3 protein-coding genes are annotated in these 18,151 nt (G+C 71.7%); all 3 read right to left on the bottom strand.

Annotation, left to right across the window (positions count from 1 at the left end):
• Window positions 1-3 precede the first annotated feature (3 nt).
• Genes ACZ5NH_RS04850 through ACZ5NH_RS04840 form a run of 3 tightly spaced genes read right to left on the bottom strand, consistent with a single transcriptional unit; the run spans window position 4 to window position 18,125 of the window.
• The gene (locus ACZ5NH_RS04850; protein ID WP_468772980.1) at window positions 4-12,408 is read right to left on the bottom strand and encodes an amino acid adenylation domain-containing protein; all 12,405 of its coding nucleotides are present in this window, start codon (window positions 12,406-12,408) and stop codon (window positions 4-6) included.
• Window positions 12,405-17,057 carry an amino acid adenylation domain-containing protein gene (locus tag ACZ5NH_RS04845; protein WP_468772979.1) on the bottom strand — a complete coding sequence of 1,551 codons (4,653 nt, stop codon included), beginning with the start codon at window positions 17,055-17,057 and terminating at the stop codon, window positions 12,405-12,407. Before ACZ5NH_RS04845 ends, ACZ5NH_RS04850 begins: the two co-directional genes overlap by 4 nt.
• Window positions 17,058-17,075: 18 nt before the next feature.
• Entirely contained in the window at window positions 17,076-18,125 is a 1,050-nt protein-coding gene (locus tag ACZ5NH_RS04840; RefSeq protein WP_450987148.1) for a TauD/TfdA family dioxygenase, read from the bottom strand.
• Window positions 18,126-18,151 lie beyond the last annotated feature (26 nt).

Below are 18,151 nucleotides of genomic sequence, written 5' to 3'. Positions count from 1 at the left end.
CCGTCAGTCGTCGAACCGCTCGTTCAGCTTGGCCAGTTGGCGGGCGGACAGGGTGCCGGACGGGGATGCGGCGGACACTTCGCGAGCCTCGTCGGCGAGGCCGCGCAGTGTCTCCAGGCAGCGCTCCGCCAAGTCGACGACGGTCCTGCGGTGATTCAAGCGGCGGCTGTAGATCCAGGTGAAAGTCAGCTCCCCGCCCAGCACGAAGGCGTTGATCTCAAGCAGGTGGAGACGCACGGCGTGCGGGTCCCTGGCCGGCCCGGGGTCTTCCGGCGCCGGCTCCCACAGCCCGCCGGGCCGGAAGCTGCTGTCGAGACGGCCCAGGTAGTTGAAGACGATCGAGGCCGTCGGCAGCTCCGCGAGCTTCCGGGTCGCCGGGTCCTCGGAGCGCAGATGGCGCAGCAGCCCGTAGCCGAGGCCCTGTCCGGGCACCGCGGCGAGCCGCTCGCGGACCTGCTGCAGGGCGCGGGCGGGCGAGACCCCCGGCGTTATCTCCAGATGGACGGGGTGGACGCTGGTGAACCAGCCGACCGTGCGGGAGATGTCCATCCCGTCCGGCACCTGTTCGCGCCCATGGCCCTCCAGCTCGACCAGGACGCCCGGTTCGCCCGTCGCCTCGGTCAGCGCCAGGGTGGCCGCGGTCAGCAGGACCTCGTCGACCCGGGCCCCGTAGGCCCGCGGCACGTCCCGCAGCAACGCCGCGGTCCGCTCACCGTCGAGGCTCACCCGCACGGAGTCCGCATCGGCCCGGGTGTTGACGTCCTCCAGGGATTCGTCCTCGTGCGGCAGCAGGTCGAGCGGCACTGCGGTCTGCGCTCCGGCTTGCACCGTCGAGACCCAGTGGTCGGCCTCCGCGCCGACCTCCTCGGACTGGGCGCGCTCGTGCAGGTGCCGGGCCCAGTCGCGGAAGGCGGTGGTCTTCGCCGGCAGCGCGACCTGCACGTCCGGACCGTCGGCGAGTGCCTGCCGGTAGGCCTCGTGCAGATCCTCCAGCAGGATCCGCCAGGACACTCCGTCCACCGCGAGGTGATGGCCGATCAGCAGCAGTCTGCCGGGAATGTCCGGCCCGAGATCGAAGTACCAGGCTCCGAGCAGGCACCCGGCGGCCAGGTCCAGCGCCGTCTGGGCGCGTGCGGCCATCCGCTCCAGCTCCGCGGACCGGTCCTTTTCCGGGAGCGTGGCGAGGTTCACCACCTGCAGCAGTCGGTCGGGGATGCCGTCGAGACCGGCCTGTTCGATGAGCCCGGTCATCCCGTCGTCCGGGGACGAGCCGTTCGCCGTTCGCGGCAACCGCAGGCGCAATGCGTCGTGGTGACGGGTGAGCGCCGTCAGGGCGGCGTTCAGCGCCGTCGGGTCCACCGGGCCGCGGGCACGGAGCAGCACGGCCTGGTTGGCGTGCTCCGGCGCCCCCGTGCGTTCGGCGAGGAACTCCGCCTGGATCGGGGTCGCCGGGAACTGCCCGGTGATGACGCCCTGTTCGGCGCGCTGCACCGTCCCGGCGAGCGCGGCATCGCCCGCCTCCACCGCGACAGCGGCGAGCTCACCGAGCGTCTGGTGCCGGAACACCTGCTTGGTCTGCACCAGCCAGCCCGCGGTGCGGGCCCGGGTGACGACCTGGAGGCTGACGATGGAATCCCCGCCGAGGACGAAGAAGTTGTCGTGGACACCCACGCGTTCCACACCCAGCACGTCGGCCCAGATCGCGGCCAGCGCCCGCTCGGCGGGCGTCTTCGGCTCCTCGTCATCCGCCTCCCTTTCCGCGCTCGGGAGCGGCACGGGCAGCGCGGCCAGGGCCGCGCGGTCCACCTTGCCGTTCGGGCTGACCGGCAGCGCGTCCAGGCGGACGAAGGCCGTCGGGACGAGCGCCGCGGGCAGCCGCTGTGCCGCGCCTGCCCGTAGCTCGGCGGTCAGGGTGTCCCGGCCGCTTTCCGCGTCGGTGGGCGGCGGCGCGACCACGAAGGCGACCAGACGGGATTCGGCCTCCGCCCGGTCGGGCACCACGACGACGGCTGCGGCCGAGACATCGGGATGTGCCGTCAGCGCGGCCTCCACCTCGCCGGGTTCTATGCGCAGACCGCGCAGCTTGATCTGGTCGTCGAAGCGGCCGAGGAACTCCAGGTTGCCGTCGTCGCGACGGCGCACCCGGTCGCCGGTGCGATACAGCCGGCTGCCGGGCGGGCCGAACGGATCGGGCAGGAAGCGCCCGGCGGTCAGTCCCGGCCGCTCGAAGTAGCCGCGGCCCACCGCGGCGCCGCCCAGATACAACTCGCCGGCGACGCCGTCCGGCAGTAGCCGGCCGCGGTGGTCGAGAACGTACGCCCGGGTGTGGCGCAGGGGCCTGCCGATCGGCGTGAGGGCGTCGTCGGTCCGCTCCTCCCGGGCCGCGAGGTCCACGTACCAGGTGTTGTCGACGGTGGCCTCGGTGACGCCGTACGAGTTGACCAGCCGCAGCCCGGGGCCGCCGAGAGTGCGGGCCCGCTCCAGGTCCCGCATCGGCAGCGCGTCCGCGCCGCTCACCAGCAGCCGCAGCGCGTCCAGCACCCGGCCGGCGCGGCGTGCCTCCCCGGTCAGGTGGCGGAGCACGACGGGGACGAACTCGGCCGCGGTGATCCGCTGTTCGTCCATCCGGGCGAGCAGGCCGGCCGGCTCGAGGAGCAGGCTGCGCGGGCACAGCACGAGCGTGCCCGCGGAGCCGAGCGCCCGTGCGAGGTCCTCGGTGAAGACGTCGAAGGCGGCGCTGGCGGTCTGCAGAGTGCGGTCGGCCGCGCCCAGCCCCGCTGCCTCCCGCCAGGCCGCCACGCCGCGGGCCAGGGCGGCGCGGGTGATCCCGACGCCCTTGGGACGCCCTGTCGAGCCTGAGGTGTAGATGAGATAGGCGAGGCAGCCCTGGTCCACGGCGTCGCTCAGGTCGTCGGCCGACTGGGCGGCCAGCTCCTGGGTCAGCTCGTTCAAGGCCAGGCTCAGGGCTCCCGGCGGAGCGGCCTCGTGCCCGTCCGCCGTATCGCTCAGCAGCACGCGGATTCCGGCGTCGGCAAGGATGAGTGCGCGCCGGTCGGCCGGGTGGTCGGGATCGACGGGCACATAGACCCCGCCGGCCTTGAGCACCGCGAGGACGGCGACGACCAGGTCCGGGCTCCGGTCGAGCAGCAGTCCGACGCGGGTCTCGGGGCCCACGCCGTGCCGGCGCAGCAGCCGCGCCAGCCGGTTCGCCCGCGCGTTGAGCGCACCGTAGCCGAGCTGTCGTTCCCCCCAGACGACGGCGACCCGGTCGGGGGCCCGCCCGGCCTGCCGTTCGACCAGCGTGTGCAGGTCCTCCGACGCGGTGTTGGCCCGCGACGGGGTCGGGCCGTCCAGCAGCGGCCGCGGCTCGGGCTCATCGGCGAGCGGCAGTTCGCGCAGCGGACGGTCGGGATCCGCCGCCATCCCGGCCAGCAGCCCGCGCAGTTGCCCGAGCAGACGCAGGCAGTCCTGCGCGCGGTAGCGGCCGGTGTCGTACAGCAGGGTGAGCGGCATCTGCGGGCCGGGAGCCGAACCCAGGGTCAGCGGATAGCTTGTCTGCTCGACGCCTTGGACGTCCTCGATCCGCAGCCCGGCCGGCACTCCGCCGGCCGCCTCGCCCGGCGGATAGTTCTCGAACACCACGATGCTCTCGAACAGGCTCCGGCCGCGGGGCATCCCGCTCCAGTCGGCAATCCGGAGCAGCGAGTGGTGGCAGTAGCGCTGGACGTCCAGGCTCCGGGCGTGCAGGTCGCGCAGCCAGGCCCCGACGGTCTGGTCGGCGCCCGCGTCGACGCGCAGCGGCACGGTGTTGATCAGGAGGCCGATCATGTTCTCGACGCCGGGCAGCTCGGGGGGCCGGTTGGCCACCGTGACGCCGAACACGACGTCCTCGTCGCCGCTGTACATGCCCAGGAGCAGCGCCCAGGCGGCGTTCACCAGCGTGCTGGGCGTCAGTCCGAGCCCGCGGGCAAGTTGGTACACCCGCTCGGTCTCCGCCTCGGACAGCCGGATCTCCTCCTGGGCACAGCTCGGTCCGCCCTCCGTCTTGGCGGGGTCCCCCGCGGGCAGGGGCGTGGGCCCGCTGCGGCCGCGCAGCGCGCCGCGCCAGAATTCCTCGGCCTCGGCCGGGTCCTGGCGCTCCACCCAGGCGACGTACTCGCGGAAGGGCGGGGACGGCTGCGGCACGAAGAACCGCTGATCGCGCGTCGCCTGGTAGCGGTCGAACAGCTCCTTCGTCAGCAGGGGCATGGACCAGCCGTCGAGCAGGATGTGGTGGTGCGTCCAGACCATGTGCCAGGCGTCGTCCTCGACCCGGACGAGCGTCAGGTTGATCAGGGGGGCGGAGGACAGGTCGAAGCGGTTGAAGCGGATCTCCCGCCGCAGCGCCTCCAGCGCCGACAGTTGTTCGGCGTCGGTCCGGTCCCGCCAGTCGAGTTCGGTCCAGGACGGCGGCACACGGCGGTGCGCCACCTGCAGCGGGCGTTCCAGGCCGTCGAACAGGAAGGAGGTGCGCAGCACCTCGTGGTGGTCGACGAGTTCGGCCCATGCGGTGCGCAGCAGCTCCGGATCGAGGTCGCCGCTCAGCCGGCAGGCGAGCTGGACGATGTACACGCCGCTGCCGGGCTCCTCGGCACAGTGGAACAGCATGCCTTCCTGGAGGGGGGAAAGCGGGTAGGTGTCCGCCGCTTCTCGGGCCTCCGTCACGGCCGCGACTTCCTCGCGCAGCAGTCCGGCCAGTCGGCGCATCTCGGCGCTGGTGTGCAGCCGCACGTTGTAGTCCAGTCGCAGGCGCAGCCGGCCGCCGGAGACGATCGCGCCGACCGCGAGGCGGTAGGGCCGCTGTTCGTCCGCGGGCTGGTTGTCTCCGGCGGACTCGGGGGCGGCGTCCCACGGTGTCTCGCTGCCGGCCGGGGCGTCGACCACGTGGCCGAGGTAGTTGAAGACGACGTCCGGGACGGCCAGGGAGCGCAGCCGCTCGGTGGCCGCGTCGGAGCGGTGGTAGCGCAGCAGACCGTAGCCGTGACCCCGGTCCGGTGCGTCGCGCAGCCGCTGGCGGACCCGGGCGAGAGCGGTGCGGGCATCGCCGCCGGTGTCCAGCAGGAGCGGGTGAATGGCGGTGAACCACCCGACGGTGCGGGAGACATCGAGGTCTCCGTCGCCGCGTCCGTGGCCCTCCACGTCGACTGTGACGCGCGGCGCGCCCGTCCAGGCGGAGAGCGCGCGGCCCAGCGCGGTCAGCAGCATCTCCTGGATCGTGGCGTCGGCCGCCTGTCCGCCGGAGCGGATCAGCGCGCGGGTCTCCCGCTCGCCGAGGACGATCTCTTCGCTCGCGGCATCGGCGTACGTGTCGGCCGCCGCATCCCCGTCCACGACAGGGCGGCCCGGAAGGGCGGTGGCACCGGAGGTGAGTGTGTCCACCCAGTACGGGATCTGGCGGTCCAGCTCGTCCGACCGTGCCTTTTCCGCCAGTTGCTCGCTCCACTCGCGGAACGAGGCGGTCTTCGCGGGCAGGCTGATCTCGCGCCCGTCGGCGGCCGAGCGCAGCGCAAGCGCGAGATCGTCCGCCAGGATCCGCCACGAGACGCTGTCCACGGCGAGGTGATGGGCCACCAGCAGCAGGCGGTCGCCCAGCCGCGTGCCGAGCCGGACGTAAAGGGCGCGTATCAGGCAGCCGGCGGACAGGTTGAGCCCGGCCTGCACGCGGTCGGTCAGCCGAGCGAGGGCAGCGGACTGCTCGGCGACCGGCAGCGCGCCGAGGTCCACCGTCGTCAGCAGGCTGTCCGGCGGCACCTGCCGTCCTGCCACCTCCAGCGTAGGGCCGTCCGTGCCGGCCAGCACCCGCAGCCGGAGGGCGTCGTGGTGCCCGACCAGCTCCTGCAGGGCTCCCTTCAGGACGCTGGGCGGCACGGGCCTGCGCAGCCGCAGCATCAGCGACTGGTTGAAGTGGTGGGGCACGGCCGCATCGCGGTCGAGGAACCATCGCTGCACGGGTGTGGGCCGGATCGGGCCGATGGCGGCCGCGGCCCGCTCGGCCCCGCCGGCGGTCTGCGTCCGGGGCGTCCCCGGCCCGTCCGGGGCAGCCGAGGCCGTCACCGCCTCCGCCAGTTCGGCGACGGTGGGGTGTTCGAAGAGCAGCTTCGGGGTGACGGGGAGTCCGGCCCGGGTTGCCTTGGAGACCACTTGGATACTCAGGATGGAGTCGCCGCCCAGGGCGAAGAAGTTCTGGTCGAGGGCGATCCGTTCGACGCCGAGCACTTCGGCCCAGATCGCGACCAGGGTCTGCTCGGCGGGAGTTCGCGGCGCGGCGTCGCCACCGTCGTCCGTGCCGGCGGACGGTGCGCCGGCAGCCGCCGTGGGCGCCGGCAGCCGGTTGCGGTCCACCTTGCCGCTGGGGGTCGTCGGCAGGGCGTCGAGCAGGACGAAGGCCGCCGGAACCATATGGTTGGGGAGCTTGCGGGCACAGAAGTCGCGCAGCTCCGCCTCCCCCACCTGCTCCCGGAGGACCACGTGGGCGACCAGCCGGGCGCCGCCGCTCGCCTCCCGCCGGGCGGTGACCACGGACTCCTGGATCGCCGGGTGGCGGTTCAGGACGGTCTCGATCTCGCCCGGTTCGATCCGGAAACCGCGGATCTTCACCTGCTCGTCGGTCCTGCCCAGGTAGGCCAGTAAGCCGCCGGGGAGGAACCGCACCAGGTCACCGGTGCGGTAGAGCCGGGCGCCGGGCGCCGGGCCGAACGGGTCGGGCACGAACCGGTCCGCGCTGAGGCCAGGGCGGCCCAGGTAGCCGCGGGCGAGTCCGCTACCACCCAGATAGAGCTCGCCGGGCACGCCGGCGGGCACCGGCCGCATCCGCCGGTCCAGGACGTAGACGCGCGTTCCCGCGATCGGACGGCCGATGGTGACCGGCTCTCCGGCGCGGCACTCGGTGAAGGTGGACCAGACAGTCGCCTCGGTGGGACCGTACAGATTGACCAGGCGCCGGCCGGGCGACCAGCGGTCCACCACCTCCTGGGGACAGGCCTCGCCGCCCACTGCGAGGGTCCGCAGGGCGGGCAGCTCGCTCCCGGGCAGCGCCGCGAGGACGGAGGGAGGCAGCAGCGTGGCGGTGACGGCCTGCTCGTTCAGCAGCTCGATCAGGCCGGGGCCGGGCATCCGGTGCTCGGCGTCGGCGACCACGAGGCAGCCGCCGGAGGTCAGCGCCGCCACCATCTCCAATATCGACGCGTCGAAGCTGGTGGAGGCGAACTGCAGCACCCTGCTGCGGGATCCGAGTTCAAGGGCGCCACGCAGGGCGAGCGCGAACGCGGCGATGCCACGGTGGGAGACCATGGCGCCCTTCGGGGTGCCGGTGGAACCCGAGGTGTAGATGAGGTAGGCGAGCCGGTCCAGGGCGGTGCAGCCGGGCGGCGCGGGGTCGGTCGCGGCCCCGTCCGCTGCCTCGTGCCGGTCGTCCAGCAGGAGGACGGGAACACCGTCGAGCGGGAGGCGCGCAGCCAGTTCACCGCGGGTGAGCACGAGGCGCAGCCCGCTGTCGCGCACCATGAACGCAAGGCGGTCCACGGGGTAGCCAGGGTCGAGCGGCACGTAGGCGCCGCCCGCGCGCATCACGGCGAGCATGCTCAGCACAGTCTCCGGCGACCGCTCCAGAGCCACGCCGACGGCGACGTCAGGGCCGACACCCCGTGCGCGCAGCCGCCGCGCCAGCCGATCGACCCGGGCCAGCAAGGCGGCGTAGGTGAGCTGATAGGCGCCGAGGACCAGCGCCACGGCGTCGGGGGTGCGCGCGGCCTGGTCCGCGATCAGCTGGACCAGGTCGAGCACCGGCGCGCCCGGAGCGGGCGTCCGGCTCCACTCCTGAAGGATCTGCCGCTGCTCGTCCGCGCCGAGCATGCTCAGCGCGCTCAGCTTCGTGTCCGGGCGCGCCGCCAGGGCCCCCAGCACAGTGAGGAAGTGGCGGGTCATCCGCGCAATGGTGGCGGGTTCGAAGAGGTCGGTGTTGTACTCCAGGCTGCCGGACAACACGCCCGGTGCCTCATTGAGGTTCATGGTGAGGTCGAACTTGGTCTTGCCGCGGCCTGGTGCCGACTCCCAGGGACGCACCTCCAGACCGGGCCATCGCCGCACGGTCTCGTCCACTCGCTGGTAGTTGCACATGACCTGGACCAGTGGCGAATAGCTCAGATCCCGGGTCGGGCTCAGCTCCTCCACCAACTGCTCGAACGGCGCCTCCTGGTGGGTGTAGGCCTCCAGGCACACGTCTCGCACGCGGCCGACGAGCCGGGCGAAGTCCGGGTCGCCGCTCAAATCGGTGCGCAGGGCGAGGGTGTTGGCGAACAGCCCGATCATCGGCTCGGTCTCGGGCAGAGGGCGGTTGGCCACCGGGGTGCCCACCACGATGTCGTCACTCCCGCTGTAGCGGGCCAGAACCACCTGGAAGGCAGCCAGCAGCACCATGAAGGCAGTGGCGCCCAACCGCCGCGCCAGCGCGTCCACCGCCCGGCTGACGGGCTCCGGGACGGTGAAGGCATGGGCGGCGCCCTCGTACCGCAGGGTCTGCGGGCGCGGGCGATCCGTGGGCAGCGCGAGCAGCGGCGGGATACCGCGCAGCTTCTCGTGCCAGTAGTCCAGGTGCTGGCGCAGGCCGGCCTCGTTCAGGGCGTCGCGTTGCCACAGTGCGTAGTCGGCGTACTGAACGCTCAGGTCCGGCAGCTCCTGTCGCCGGGGGCCGCTCTCGTCCGAGTCCTGCAACGCCGCGGAGTAACCGGCCGTCAGCTCGTCCAGCAGCACCCCCATCGACCAGCCGTCCGCCACGATGTGGTGGAAGGTCAGCAGCAGGACATGCTCCGCTGCCGACAGCGATACCAGCACCAGCCTCAGCATGGGGCCACGGGCCAGATCGAACGGCAGCGCGGCTTCGGCCGCGGCCAGTTCCCGCAACACGCCGTCTCGTCGGTTCTCATCCACTCCGCGCAGGTCGACGACGGGCAGCGGGACGGGCTTGGGGGAGGCGACCACCTGGCGCGGTTCGCCGTCGACGGTGACGAAGGTGGTGCGCAGCGTCTCGTGCCGGGCCACCACGGCCGTCACGCTCGCGGCCAGCGCCGCGACGTCCAGGCGGCCGACGAGGCGGGCCGCGTTGCTGATGCTGTACAGCGGATTGCCCGGCTCGAACTCCTCGAAGAACCAGACCCGCTTCTGCGCGGAGGACAGCGGCAGCACCTCGGGACGCGGACCGGCCACCAGCGGCCGCGGCTCCGAGCGGGCCACCGCTCTGCGGGCGTCGACTTCGCGGGCCAGCCCGGCGATGGTCGACGCGGAGAAGAGCGTGCGCAACGGGAGCTCGACCCGGAAGATCGAGCACACCCGGTTGTGGATCTGCGCGGCCAGCAGGGAGTGCCCGCCGAGGGCAAAGAAGTCCTCGTGCACGCCGGGTTCGCGGATGCCCAGGATCTTCTCCCACACCCCGGCGATGAGCTCCTCGGTGGGTGTGCTCGGGGCCGCCCGCCGGGCACCGTCGTCCGCGGCCGGCAGCCGGGCCTCGTCGAGCTTGCCGTTCGGCGTCAGCGGAAGCTCGTCCAAAAGGACGACCGCGGCCGGAACCTGATGCCTGGGCATGTGGGCGCCGCAGTACTCGCGCAGCCCGGCCGGCCTGCTTCCGGGCACGGGCACCGCGAAGGCGATCAGGGACCTGCCACCCGAGGCATCGGGCCGGACCACCACCGCGGCCGCTCGGACTTCCTCGTGGGACAGCAGCACCGCCTCGATCTCCGCGGGCTCGATGCGGTGGCCGCGCACGCTCACCTGCCGGTCTCCCCGGCCGAGGAACTCCAGTTGGCCATCGGGCAGCAGGCGCACCCGGTCACCAGTGCGGTACAGCCGTGCCCCGGGGACCGGGGAGAACGGGTCCGGGACGAACGAGGCGGCGGTCTGACCCGGGCGGCCGTGGTAGCCCCGGGCCACCCCGGCGCCGCCGAGGAAGAGTTCGCCGACGGCGCCCTGCGGCACGGGGCGCTGCAGGCCGTCAAGCACATGCGCGCGGACTCCGGCGATGGGCCGGCCGATCGGCGGTAGCCCGGACGAGGCCGGGGCCGGGGTGACGGTGCACCAGGTCCCCACCACCGTCGCCTCGGTGGGGCCGTAGTTGTTCACCAGTCGGAACGGCAATCCCGGCGCGGGCCGGGCGTGCAGGCGGTCCCCACCGCTCACCATGTGGCGCAGGGCCGAACCTTGCGGCCAGTCGGCGGCGAGCGCCTGCTCGGCCAGCGCGACCGGCAGAATCGCCACGGTGCAGCCCTGCTCGTGCAGCCAGGCCGGCAAGAGGTCCGGCCGGACCCGCTCGGCCTCGTCGAGCACGTGCAGGCGTGCCCCCGCGCTCAGCGCAGGCCAGACCTCCAGGCCGTAGGGGTCGAAGGCCGGTCCGATGGCCTGGCTGACCCGGTCGTCCGGGCCCAGTCCGAATTCGTCCTCCTGCCAGGCGACCAGGTTGCTCAGGCCGGCGTGGGTGACGGTGACGCCCTTGGGCCGGCCGGTGGAGCCGGAGGTGTACACGAGGTAGGCGGGCGACTGCGGCGCGGGATCGCAGACGGCCGGCGGTGCGACGGGCTGCCCGGCCAGCTCGGCAGCCACCCGCGGGTCGTCCAGGCACAGCAGTGCCTCGTCCGGCAGGCCGGCCGGGACCAGGCCGCGGCGGGTGATCAAGATGTGCGCCCCGCTGTCGGCCAGCAGGTAGGCCAGCCGCTCCGCGGGGTAATCCGGGTCGATGGGCAGGTACGGCGCACCGGCCAGCCAGATTGCGAGGAGTACGACGACGAGGTCGGCGGAGCGCTCCAGGTTCACCGCTACCGGGACCTCGGGGCCGGTCCCGCGGCTGCGGAGCAGGTGGGCCAGCCGACCGGCCTCGGTCAACAGCGCGCCGTTGGTCATGTGCCGCTCCCCGGCCACCACGGCGACGGCGTCCGGACGGGAGGCGAGTCGCTCCGCGATCAGCGCTGGGAGGGGCCGATACCCTGGCCGGGCCGCGGGGCCGCCATCCGCCAGCGCGGCGAGGAGCTCTTCGTCCTCGGCAGTGAGCATCCGCAGAGCGTCGACGGGGCCCTCCGGGTCGGCCGCGATCCCGGCAAGCAGCCGGCCCAGCTGGGTCAGCAGCCGCTCGGCGACAGTGGCGTCATAGCGGGCGACGTCATAGGCGAGCCGCAGCTCCAGCCGATCGCCCGGGGCCGCCACCAGGGTGAGGGGGTAATGGGTCTGGACGCGGGCCTGCACGTCCCCGAGCACCGGCCCGTCGTCGGGCGACGTGTCCTGGGCTCGCAAGGGGAAGTTCTCGACGACGACGATGTTCTCGAACAGCGGCGCACCGCGGGGTATACCGCTCCAGCCCTGGATGTCGGAGAGCGCGCTGTAGGCGTACTGCCCGACGGCGGCCATACGATCCTGGCAATCGCGCAGCCAGGCGACGGTCGAGGCCCCTCGGGGCAGGCCCAGGCGCACCGGCAGGGTGTTGATGAACAGGCCGACCATCCGCTCGGCCCCGGGAAGGTCGTAGGGCCTGCCGGCGACCGTGCTTCCGAACAGGACGTCCGACTCGCCCGAGTAGCGGCCCAGGAGCAGGGCCCAGGCCGCGTGCACGAGGGTACTCATCGTCAGCCCGTGCCGACGTCCCGTCTCCCGCAGTGCGGTGCCGACCTCCTGAGGCAGGCTCAGGTCGACCACCTCGCGACCGGCCCCGGTCGCATCCGCCGCCGGGGAAGCGGCGGGCAGCGGCGTGGCAGCCTCGATGCCCGCCAGCTCGGTGCGCCAGAAGGACTCCGCCTCCGCCGAGTCCTGGGCGCGCAGCCAGGCCAGGTACTCACCGGTATCGGGGGCCGTGGGCAGGGAGACCGGACGGCCGGAGAGCGCGGCACGGTAGTAGGTGAGCACCTCCTGGTAGACCTGCGCGCGCGACCAGCCGTCGAGGATCAGATGGTGGTTGCTCCACACCAGTTGATGGACGTCGTCGGCGAGCCGGACGAGCGTCAGACGCATCAGCGGCGGGCGTGCGAGGTCGAACCCCCGGATCCAGTCCTCGTGCGCCAGGGCCTCAAGCCTGCCCTCCTGCTCGGCCGCGGGAAGCCGGCGCCAGTCATGTTCGGTCCACGGCAGCGCCACTTTCCGGTGGACCACCTGGCGGGCCTGCGCCTGGTCGGTCCAGTGGATCGAGGTCCTCAGGATGCCGTGCCGGGCCATCACCCGCGTCCACGCCTCCCGGAACGCCGTCGAGTCCAGCGGTCCGTCGAGCCGGCAGGAGACCTGTTCGAGGTAGGAGTCCGCGCCCGACCCGAGCATGCTGTGGAAAAGCAGTCCCTGCTGCAGCGGGGAGAGAGTGTGGATCCGCTCGACACGTCGGCCTGCCGCACCGGTCTGACTTGTCATTCCCCGCTGTCCTCCGTGAAGACGTCATCCAATTGGTCCAGTAGCCCGTCGAGTTCTTCGTCGCTGAGACCGGCCTCGGCGAAGTCGGCGCTCAGGCCGTCCGCGTCGGGTGCCTCCGCCCGGCACGCGGCGACCAACGCCGACAGCCGGTCCAGCACGCGATCGGCCAACTGCTGAACCTCTCCCGGTTCGTGTCGGCCTGGGTGGTGCGACCAGCTGAAGCGCAGCCGGCCATGCAGGACCACGGCGATGATGTCCAGGAGGTACCGTCGCCGGCCTCGGGGGTGCTGGGCGGGACCCGTGCTGCCAGTGAGCAGTTCGAAGGGGGCACAGGCGGCTCCGTCGGTCGGCCGGCCCAGATAGTTCAGGCGCAGGGCCGGTGCCGGGAGGGCGCGCAGCCCGTCCGTCGATGCGTCGCTCCGCCCGTAGCGCAGCAGCCCGTAGCCGACGGGGCCGTCCGCCAGCCGGTTCGGCTCGTCGAGCCGCTCCGCCGTCCGCCGGGCCGCCTGGAGAGGCGTGTCACCGGCGACGGACGACAGCCGCACCGGGTAGATGGTGGTGAACCACCCCACCGTGCGCGAGACGTCGAGGTCTGCGTCGTCGCTGTCGCGGCCGTGGCCCTCCAGGTCGATTACGGTGTCCGGTATACCGGTCCATTCCGCGATCGTGTCGGCGAGGGCGGTAGCGATCAGATCGAGCGCGGTGATGCCATAGGATGCGCGTAACAACGCCGCGGTCTTGTCGGAATCCAGCTCAGCGCCGACGAGGCGGGCATCACCGAATTCACCGTAGTCGGCGCCCCGTGGCAACTCTCCCTGTATTTCGGAAAGCGTGTCTTCCCAATACGGAAGCTGCTTGAGTAATTCAGGCGACTCGGCCCGATCCGCGAGGTGTTGGGCCCAGGTTTGGAACGACGTGGTCTTCACCGGGAACCGCAGCACATCTCCCGACATCAACTGCCCGTACCCCAGCCCCAGATCCTCCAGCAACACCCGCCACGAAACCCCGTCCACCCCCAAATGATGCACCACCAACAACACCCGATCCTCACCCCCCAACCTCACCACCAACCCCCGCAACAAACACCCCGAACCCACCTCCACACCCTCACCCACAGCACCCGCGAACCCCTCCAACACCCCCGGCACATCCCCCCTCAAACCCTCCGGCACCCCCGACAGATCCACCACACCCAACACCACCCGCTCCACCACACCCCCCACACCCACACCCTCCAGAACCCAGCCACCCACCCCATCCCTCACCAACCGCAACCGCAACGCATCGTGATGCCCCACCAACCCCACCAACACCCGCCCCAACACACCCACATCAACCCCACCAGACACCCGCAACCACACCGCCTGGTTGTAAAAACCGACCGCACCACCCCCCTCCACAAACCACCGCACCACCGGCGTCAGCACCACCGAACCCGACACCACCCCCTGCTCACCCAACACCCCACCAGAACCCCCACCCACAAACGGCGCCAACGCCCCCACCGACCGATGACGGAACAACAACCGCGTCGACAACCCCAACCCCAAACGCGCCGCCCGCGCCACCACCTGAATCGACATAATCGAATCCCCACCCAACACAAAAAAATCATCCCAACGCCCAACCCGCTCCACCCCCAACACCTCACACCACACCCCCGCCAACAACTCCTCCACCACACCCACCGGAGCCTCGAACACCCCGCCGGCACCCCGAGAAGCCGACACCGAAACCACCGGCAACGCCGACCGATCCACCTTTCCATTCGACGTCACCGGCAACCGCTCCAACCCCACAAACACCGACGGCACCATATAGCCCGGCAAAAACCGCCCACACCACTCACGCAACTCCTCCTCACCCACCCCCTCCCACACCCCATAAGCCACCAAGCGCACCCCCACACCCGCACCAACCCCCACCACCACAACCCCACCCACCAGCGGATGCGCCCCCAACACCGCCGCCACCTCACCCGGCTCCACCCGGAAACCCCGCACCTTCACCTGATCATCGCCACGCCCGACAAACACCAACTCCCCCCCACCCAAACGCCGCGCCCGATCCCCCGTCCGATACAACCGACCACCCCCACCACCCACCGGATCCGCCACAAACCGCTCCCCCGACACACCACCACCACCCACATAACCCCGCGCCACACCAGCACCCCCCACATACACCTCACCCTCGACCCACACCGGAACCGGCCTCAACCACTCATCCAGCACCACCACCCGCGCCCCACCCAGACCCCACCCCAACGGCACCGAACCCACACCCTCAACAACAGCACCATCAGAACCCGCAACAGACCCATCAACCTCAGGAAGACAATCCCCCACCTCGAACGCCAACACCCCCACCGTCGTCTCCGTCGGCCCGTAGTGATTCACCACCCGACACCCCGGCGCCACCTCACGCAGCCCCCGCACCACACCCCAGTCCAACGCCTCACCCCCCACCACCCACACACCCACACCCTCCACACCCAACCCACGACCACCCTCGACCAACGCCCGCACCAACGACGGCGTCACCTTCACACAATCCACCCCATGCCGGGCCAAATACCCCCCAAACTCCACCGGATCCCCCACACACTCCTCCGGCAACACATGCAGCACACCCCCCGAACACAACGCAGAAAACACCGCCGTGAACCCCAGATCCGCCCCCAACGACGACACCACCCCGAACACCGCACCCGACCCCAACCCCAACACCGACCCCACACCCGCCACATACTCAGCCAACCCCCCATGCGTCACACACACACCCTTCGGCACCCCCGTCGACCCCGACGTGAACACCACATACGCCAACTGCTCACCCCCCAACACACCCACCCCACCCGAAGAACCCACCGCACCCGAAGAACCCACCGGATCCGACGAACACCCAGCCACCCCCTCACCCCACACATCCACCCCCACAACACCCTCACCCAAACCCGCCACATCACCCAAACCACCCACCACAACCCCCACACCAGCCTCCTCCACCATCACCCTCCGCCGCCCCACCGGCACCCCCGGATCCAACGGCACCAACACACCACCCGCCTTCAACACACCCAACAAACCCACCACAAACCCAACCGACCGCCCCGCCACCACACCCACCCGCACCTCAGCCCCCACACCCAACCCCCGCAAACACCACGCCAACCGATTCGACCAACCCTCCAACTCCCCATACGACAACACCCCATCCCCCGCCACCACCGCCACCGCACCCGGCACCCGCCCCGCCCACCCAGCAAACCGCTCATGCACAAACCCAGCCGGCTCGCCGGCCGACCGCCTCGGCTCGGCCGCGGCGAGCACGCGCCGGCGCTCCTGCGGGCCTGTCATGGCCAGCGCCGCGCAGTCCGCCCCGGGCTCCGCCAGCGCGGACTCCAGCAGCGTCATGTACATCTCGGCCAGGCGCCCGACCTGGTCCTCCGTCAGGTACGAGGCGTTGTAGTGCACGACAGCCTTGAGACGCCCGCCGGCCACCGCTGCGGCGAGGCGCAGCGTAAACGGCTCCGGGTAAGCGGCGGCCGTCCGCACGCGCCAGCCGCCGTCCGTCTCGCCGAAAACCTTGGGCTCGCTCCATTCGAAGGCGAGCCGGGCCACCGGCCTGCCTTCCGCCGCCGCAGCGTCGTGGTATTCCTGCTGGGCCAGCAGCTCAGCCACCAGCCGCTCGGTGTGCGCGACCGCCTCGAGGAACGTCTCGCCCTCCGCCCGCCGGGCCACGTACGCAAGCGCCTGGGCATACGGCCCCGCCGCGCCGCTCATCTCCGCGTACGGCCGGCCTTCCCCCATCAGCGCGAACAGCACCTCGTCCCCGTTGATCCGCTGAAAGAGCAGCTGCCATGCCGTCAGCAGCACCGTTCGTACCGGGACCTGCGCGAGAGCGGAGAATTCGCGCACGCGGTCCGCGACCGCCGCTTCGACCGACAGCGCGTATGCGGCCGGGCGGAACCCCGTCGCGGCCACCGGACGTTCGAAGGGCAGCGGCTCCGTCACCGGAAGCGCAGGGGTCCTGGCGCTCCAGAAGGCGCGCCCCACCGCCGTCTCCTCGGCCTCGAGGAGATCCCACTGCCACTCCGCGGCGTCGGCGTACTGCAGCACTTCCTCGGCGTCGGAGACGTCCTGCGGCGGCCCACCGACGCCGCCGTGCCACAGACGCTGAAGGTCACTCAGCAGTACATGCAGGGCGGCCGTGTCCGCCGCGGCAGCGGGCAGCACGAGCAGGAGCCGGGAGCCGCCACCGGGCATCACAGCCAGGTCCGCCCGCAGCCGGGGCCCCGACGCGGGGTCGAAGGGCTCCCGCGACCGCGCGTCGCGCACCTGCGCCCAGGCCGCGTCAGCACCGTCCGTCCCGTGCTCGGCCAAGTCGTGCACGGCAAGGTCCACCGGCGATCCTTCCTCGATCACCTGCAGGGGTATCTCGACCCCCGGCAGGCTCCTGAGCACGGTTCGCAGCACCTCGTGCCGCTGCACGAGGCCCTCCAGCGCGGCCTTCAGCCCCGACGGGTCCGACTCGCCACTCCCGGGCGCGAGGTCCACCTCGGCCAGCGAGAAGTAGCGGTCGTCCGGGTGAGTCTCCTGGAGCAGCCAGAGGCGCTTCTGCTGCGGTGACAGCCGGTAGCCATCCATCGGTTCTTCAGTCCTCCTCTAGGCGGCCGCGTCGGCGGCGTACGACTCGGCCATGCCCACCACCAGGCGGCGCGCACCTGCGAAGGGACGTCTTCCGTGCGCCACGAGCATGTTCTCCACCACCGTGACGTCACCGTCCTGCCACGGAAACGCGATCTCCTCGCGGCGCAGCGCCTCCCGGACCTCCGTCAGGTCTGCCGGGTCGATCGGTGATCCGTCGCCGTAGTAGGCGTTGCGCGGCAGGTCCTCCTCGGCAGTGGTCTCCAGAAGGGAGCTGCGCACCTGGTCGGGGAGGTTCGACACGTGGAAGAGGTGCGCCTGGTTGAACCACACCTCTTCGCCGGTCTCCGGGTGCTTCAGCGTGGCGTGACACACCTGCCGGGTGCGCAGCCCGTCCCCCGGCTTCCACTCGAACTCGATGCCGGCGCGGCGGCAGAACGCCTCCACCTCCGCGCGGTCCCCGGTACCGAACACGTCCTGCCAGGACAGGTCCACGCCCTCGCCATAGTTCCGGACGTACATCACACCGTGCTCGGTGAATCGGTCCCGGACCTTTGCCGGGATGGCGCGCAGCACCCGTCGGCTGTCCGCGAGCGGCGTCTCGCCGCCGCGCTCCGCGGCCTTGATGCTGTAGAAGCCGAGCTTCATCGGCCACTGCCGGGCGTAGGCCATCTCGTTGTGGAGCGGGATCTCCTGATGCGCCGGGTACTCGGTCGAGGTGTAGACACCACCCGACACCTTGGTGCGCGGGGTGGATGCGTAGGAATAGCTCAGCAGCTCGCTCCCGGCGATGCCGCTGATCAGCTGCTCGAACTCGGCCACGGTGCGAAGGGGCGCGAATCCGCGGAACAGCACTGCCCCCTGCGTGCGCAGATGGCCGCGGATCGCCTCCCTGTTGCTGTCGGCCCAAGCCAGCAGATTGACGCCGTCGACGGCGGGGCGCAGCCATATCGGTCCGGCCGGGCCGTCCAGCAACGGGGTCGCCGTGACCAGCGAGCCCGACGACAGGCTCACGGCCTCCCGACGCCTGCGGCCGAACGCTGCCGGCCCGTCGAGGCGATGTGTCATGTCTGTCTTCCCTGCCTTTCGCTGTG

This window comes from Streptomyces sp. NPDC031426 (genome assembly GCF_055581585.1).
This window is presented reverse-complemented; position numbering and strand designations above follow the sequence as displayed.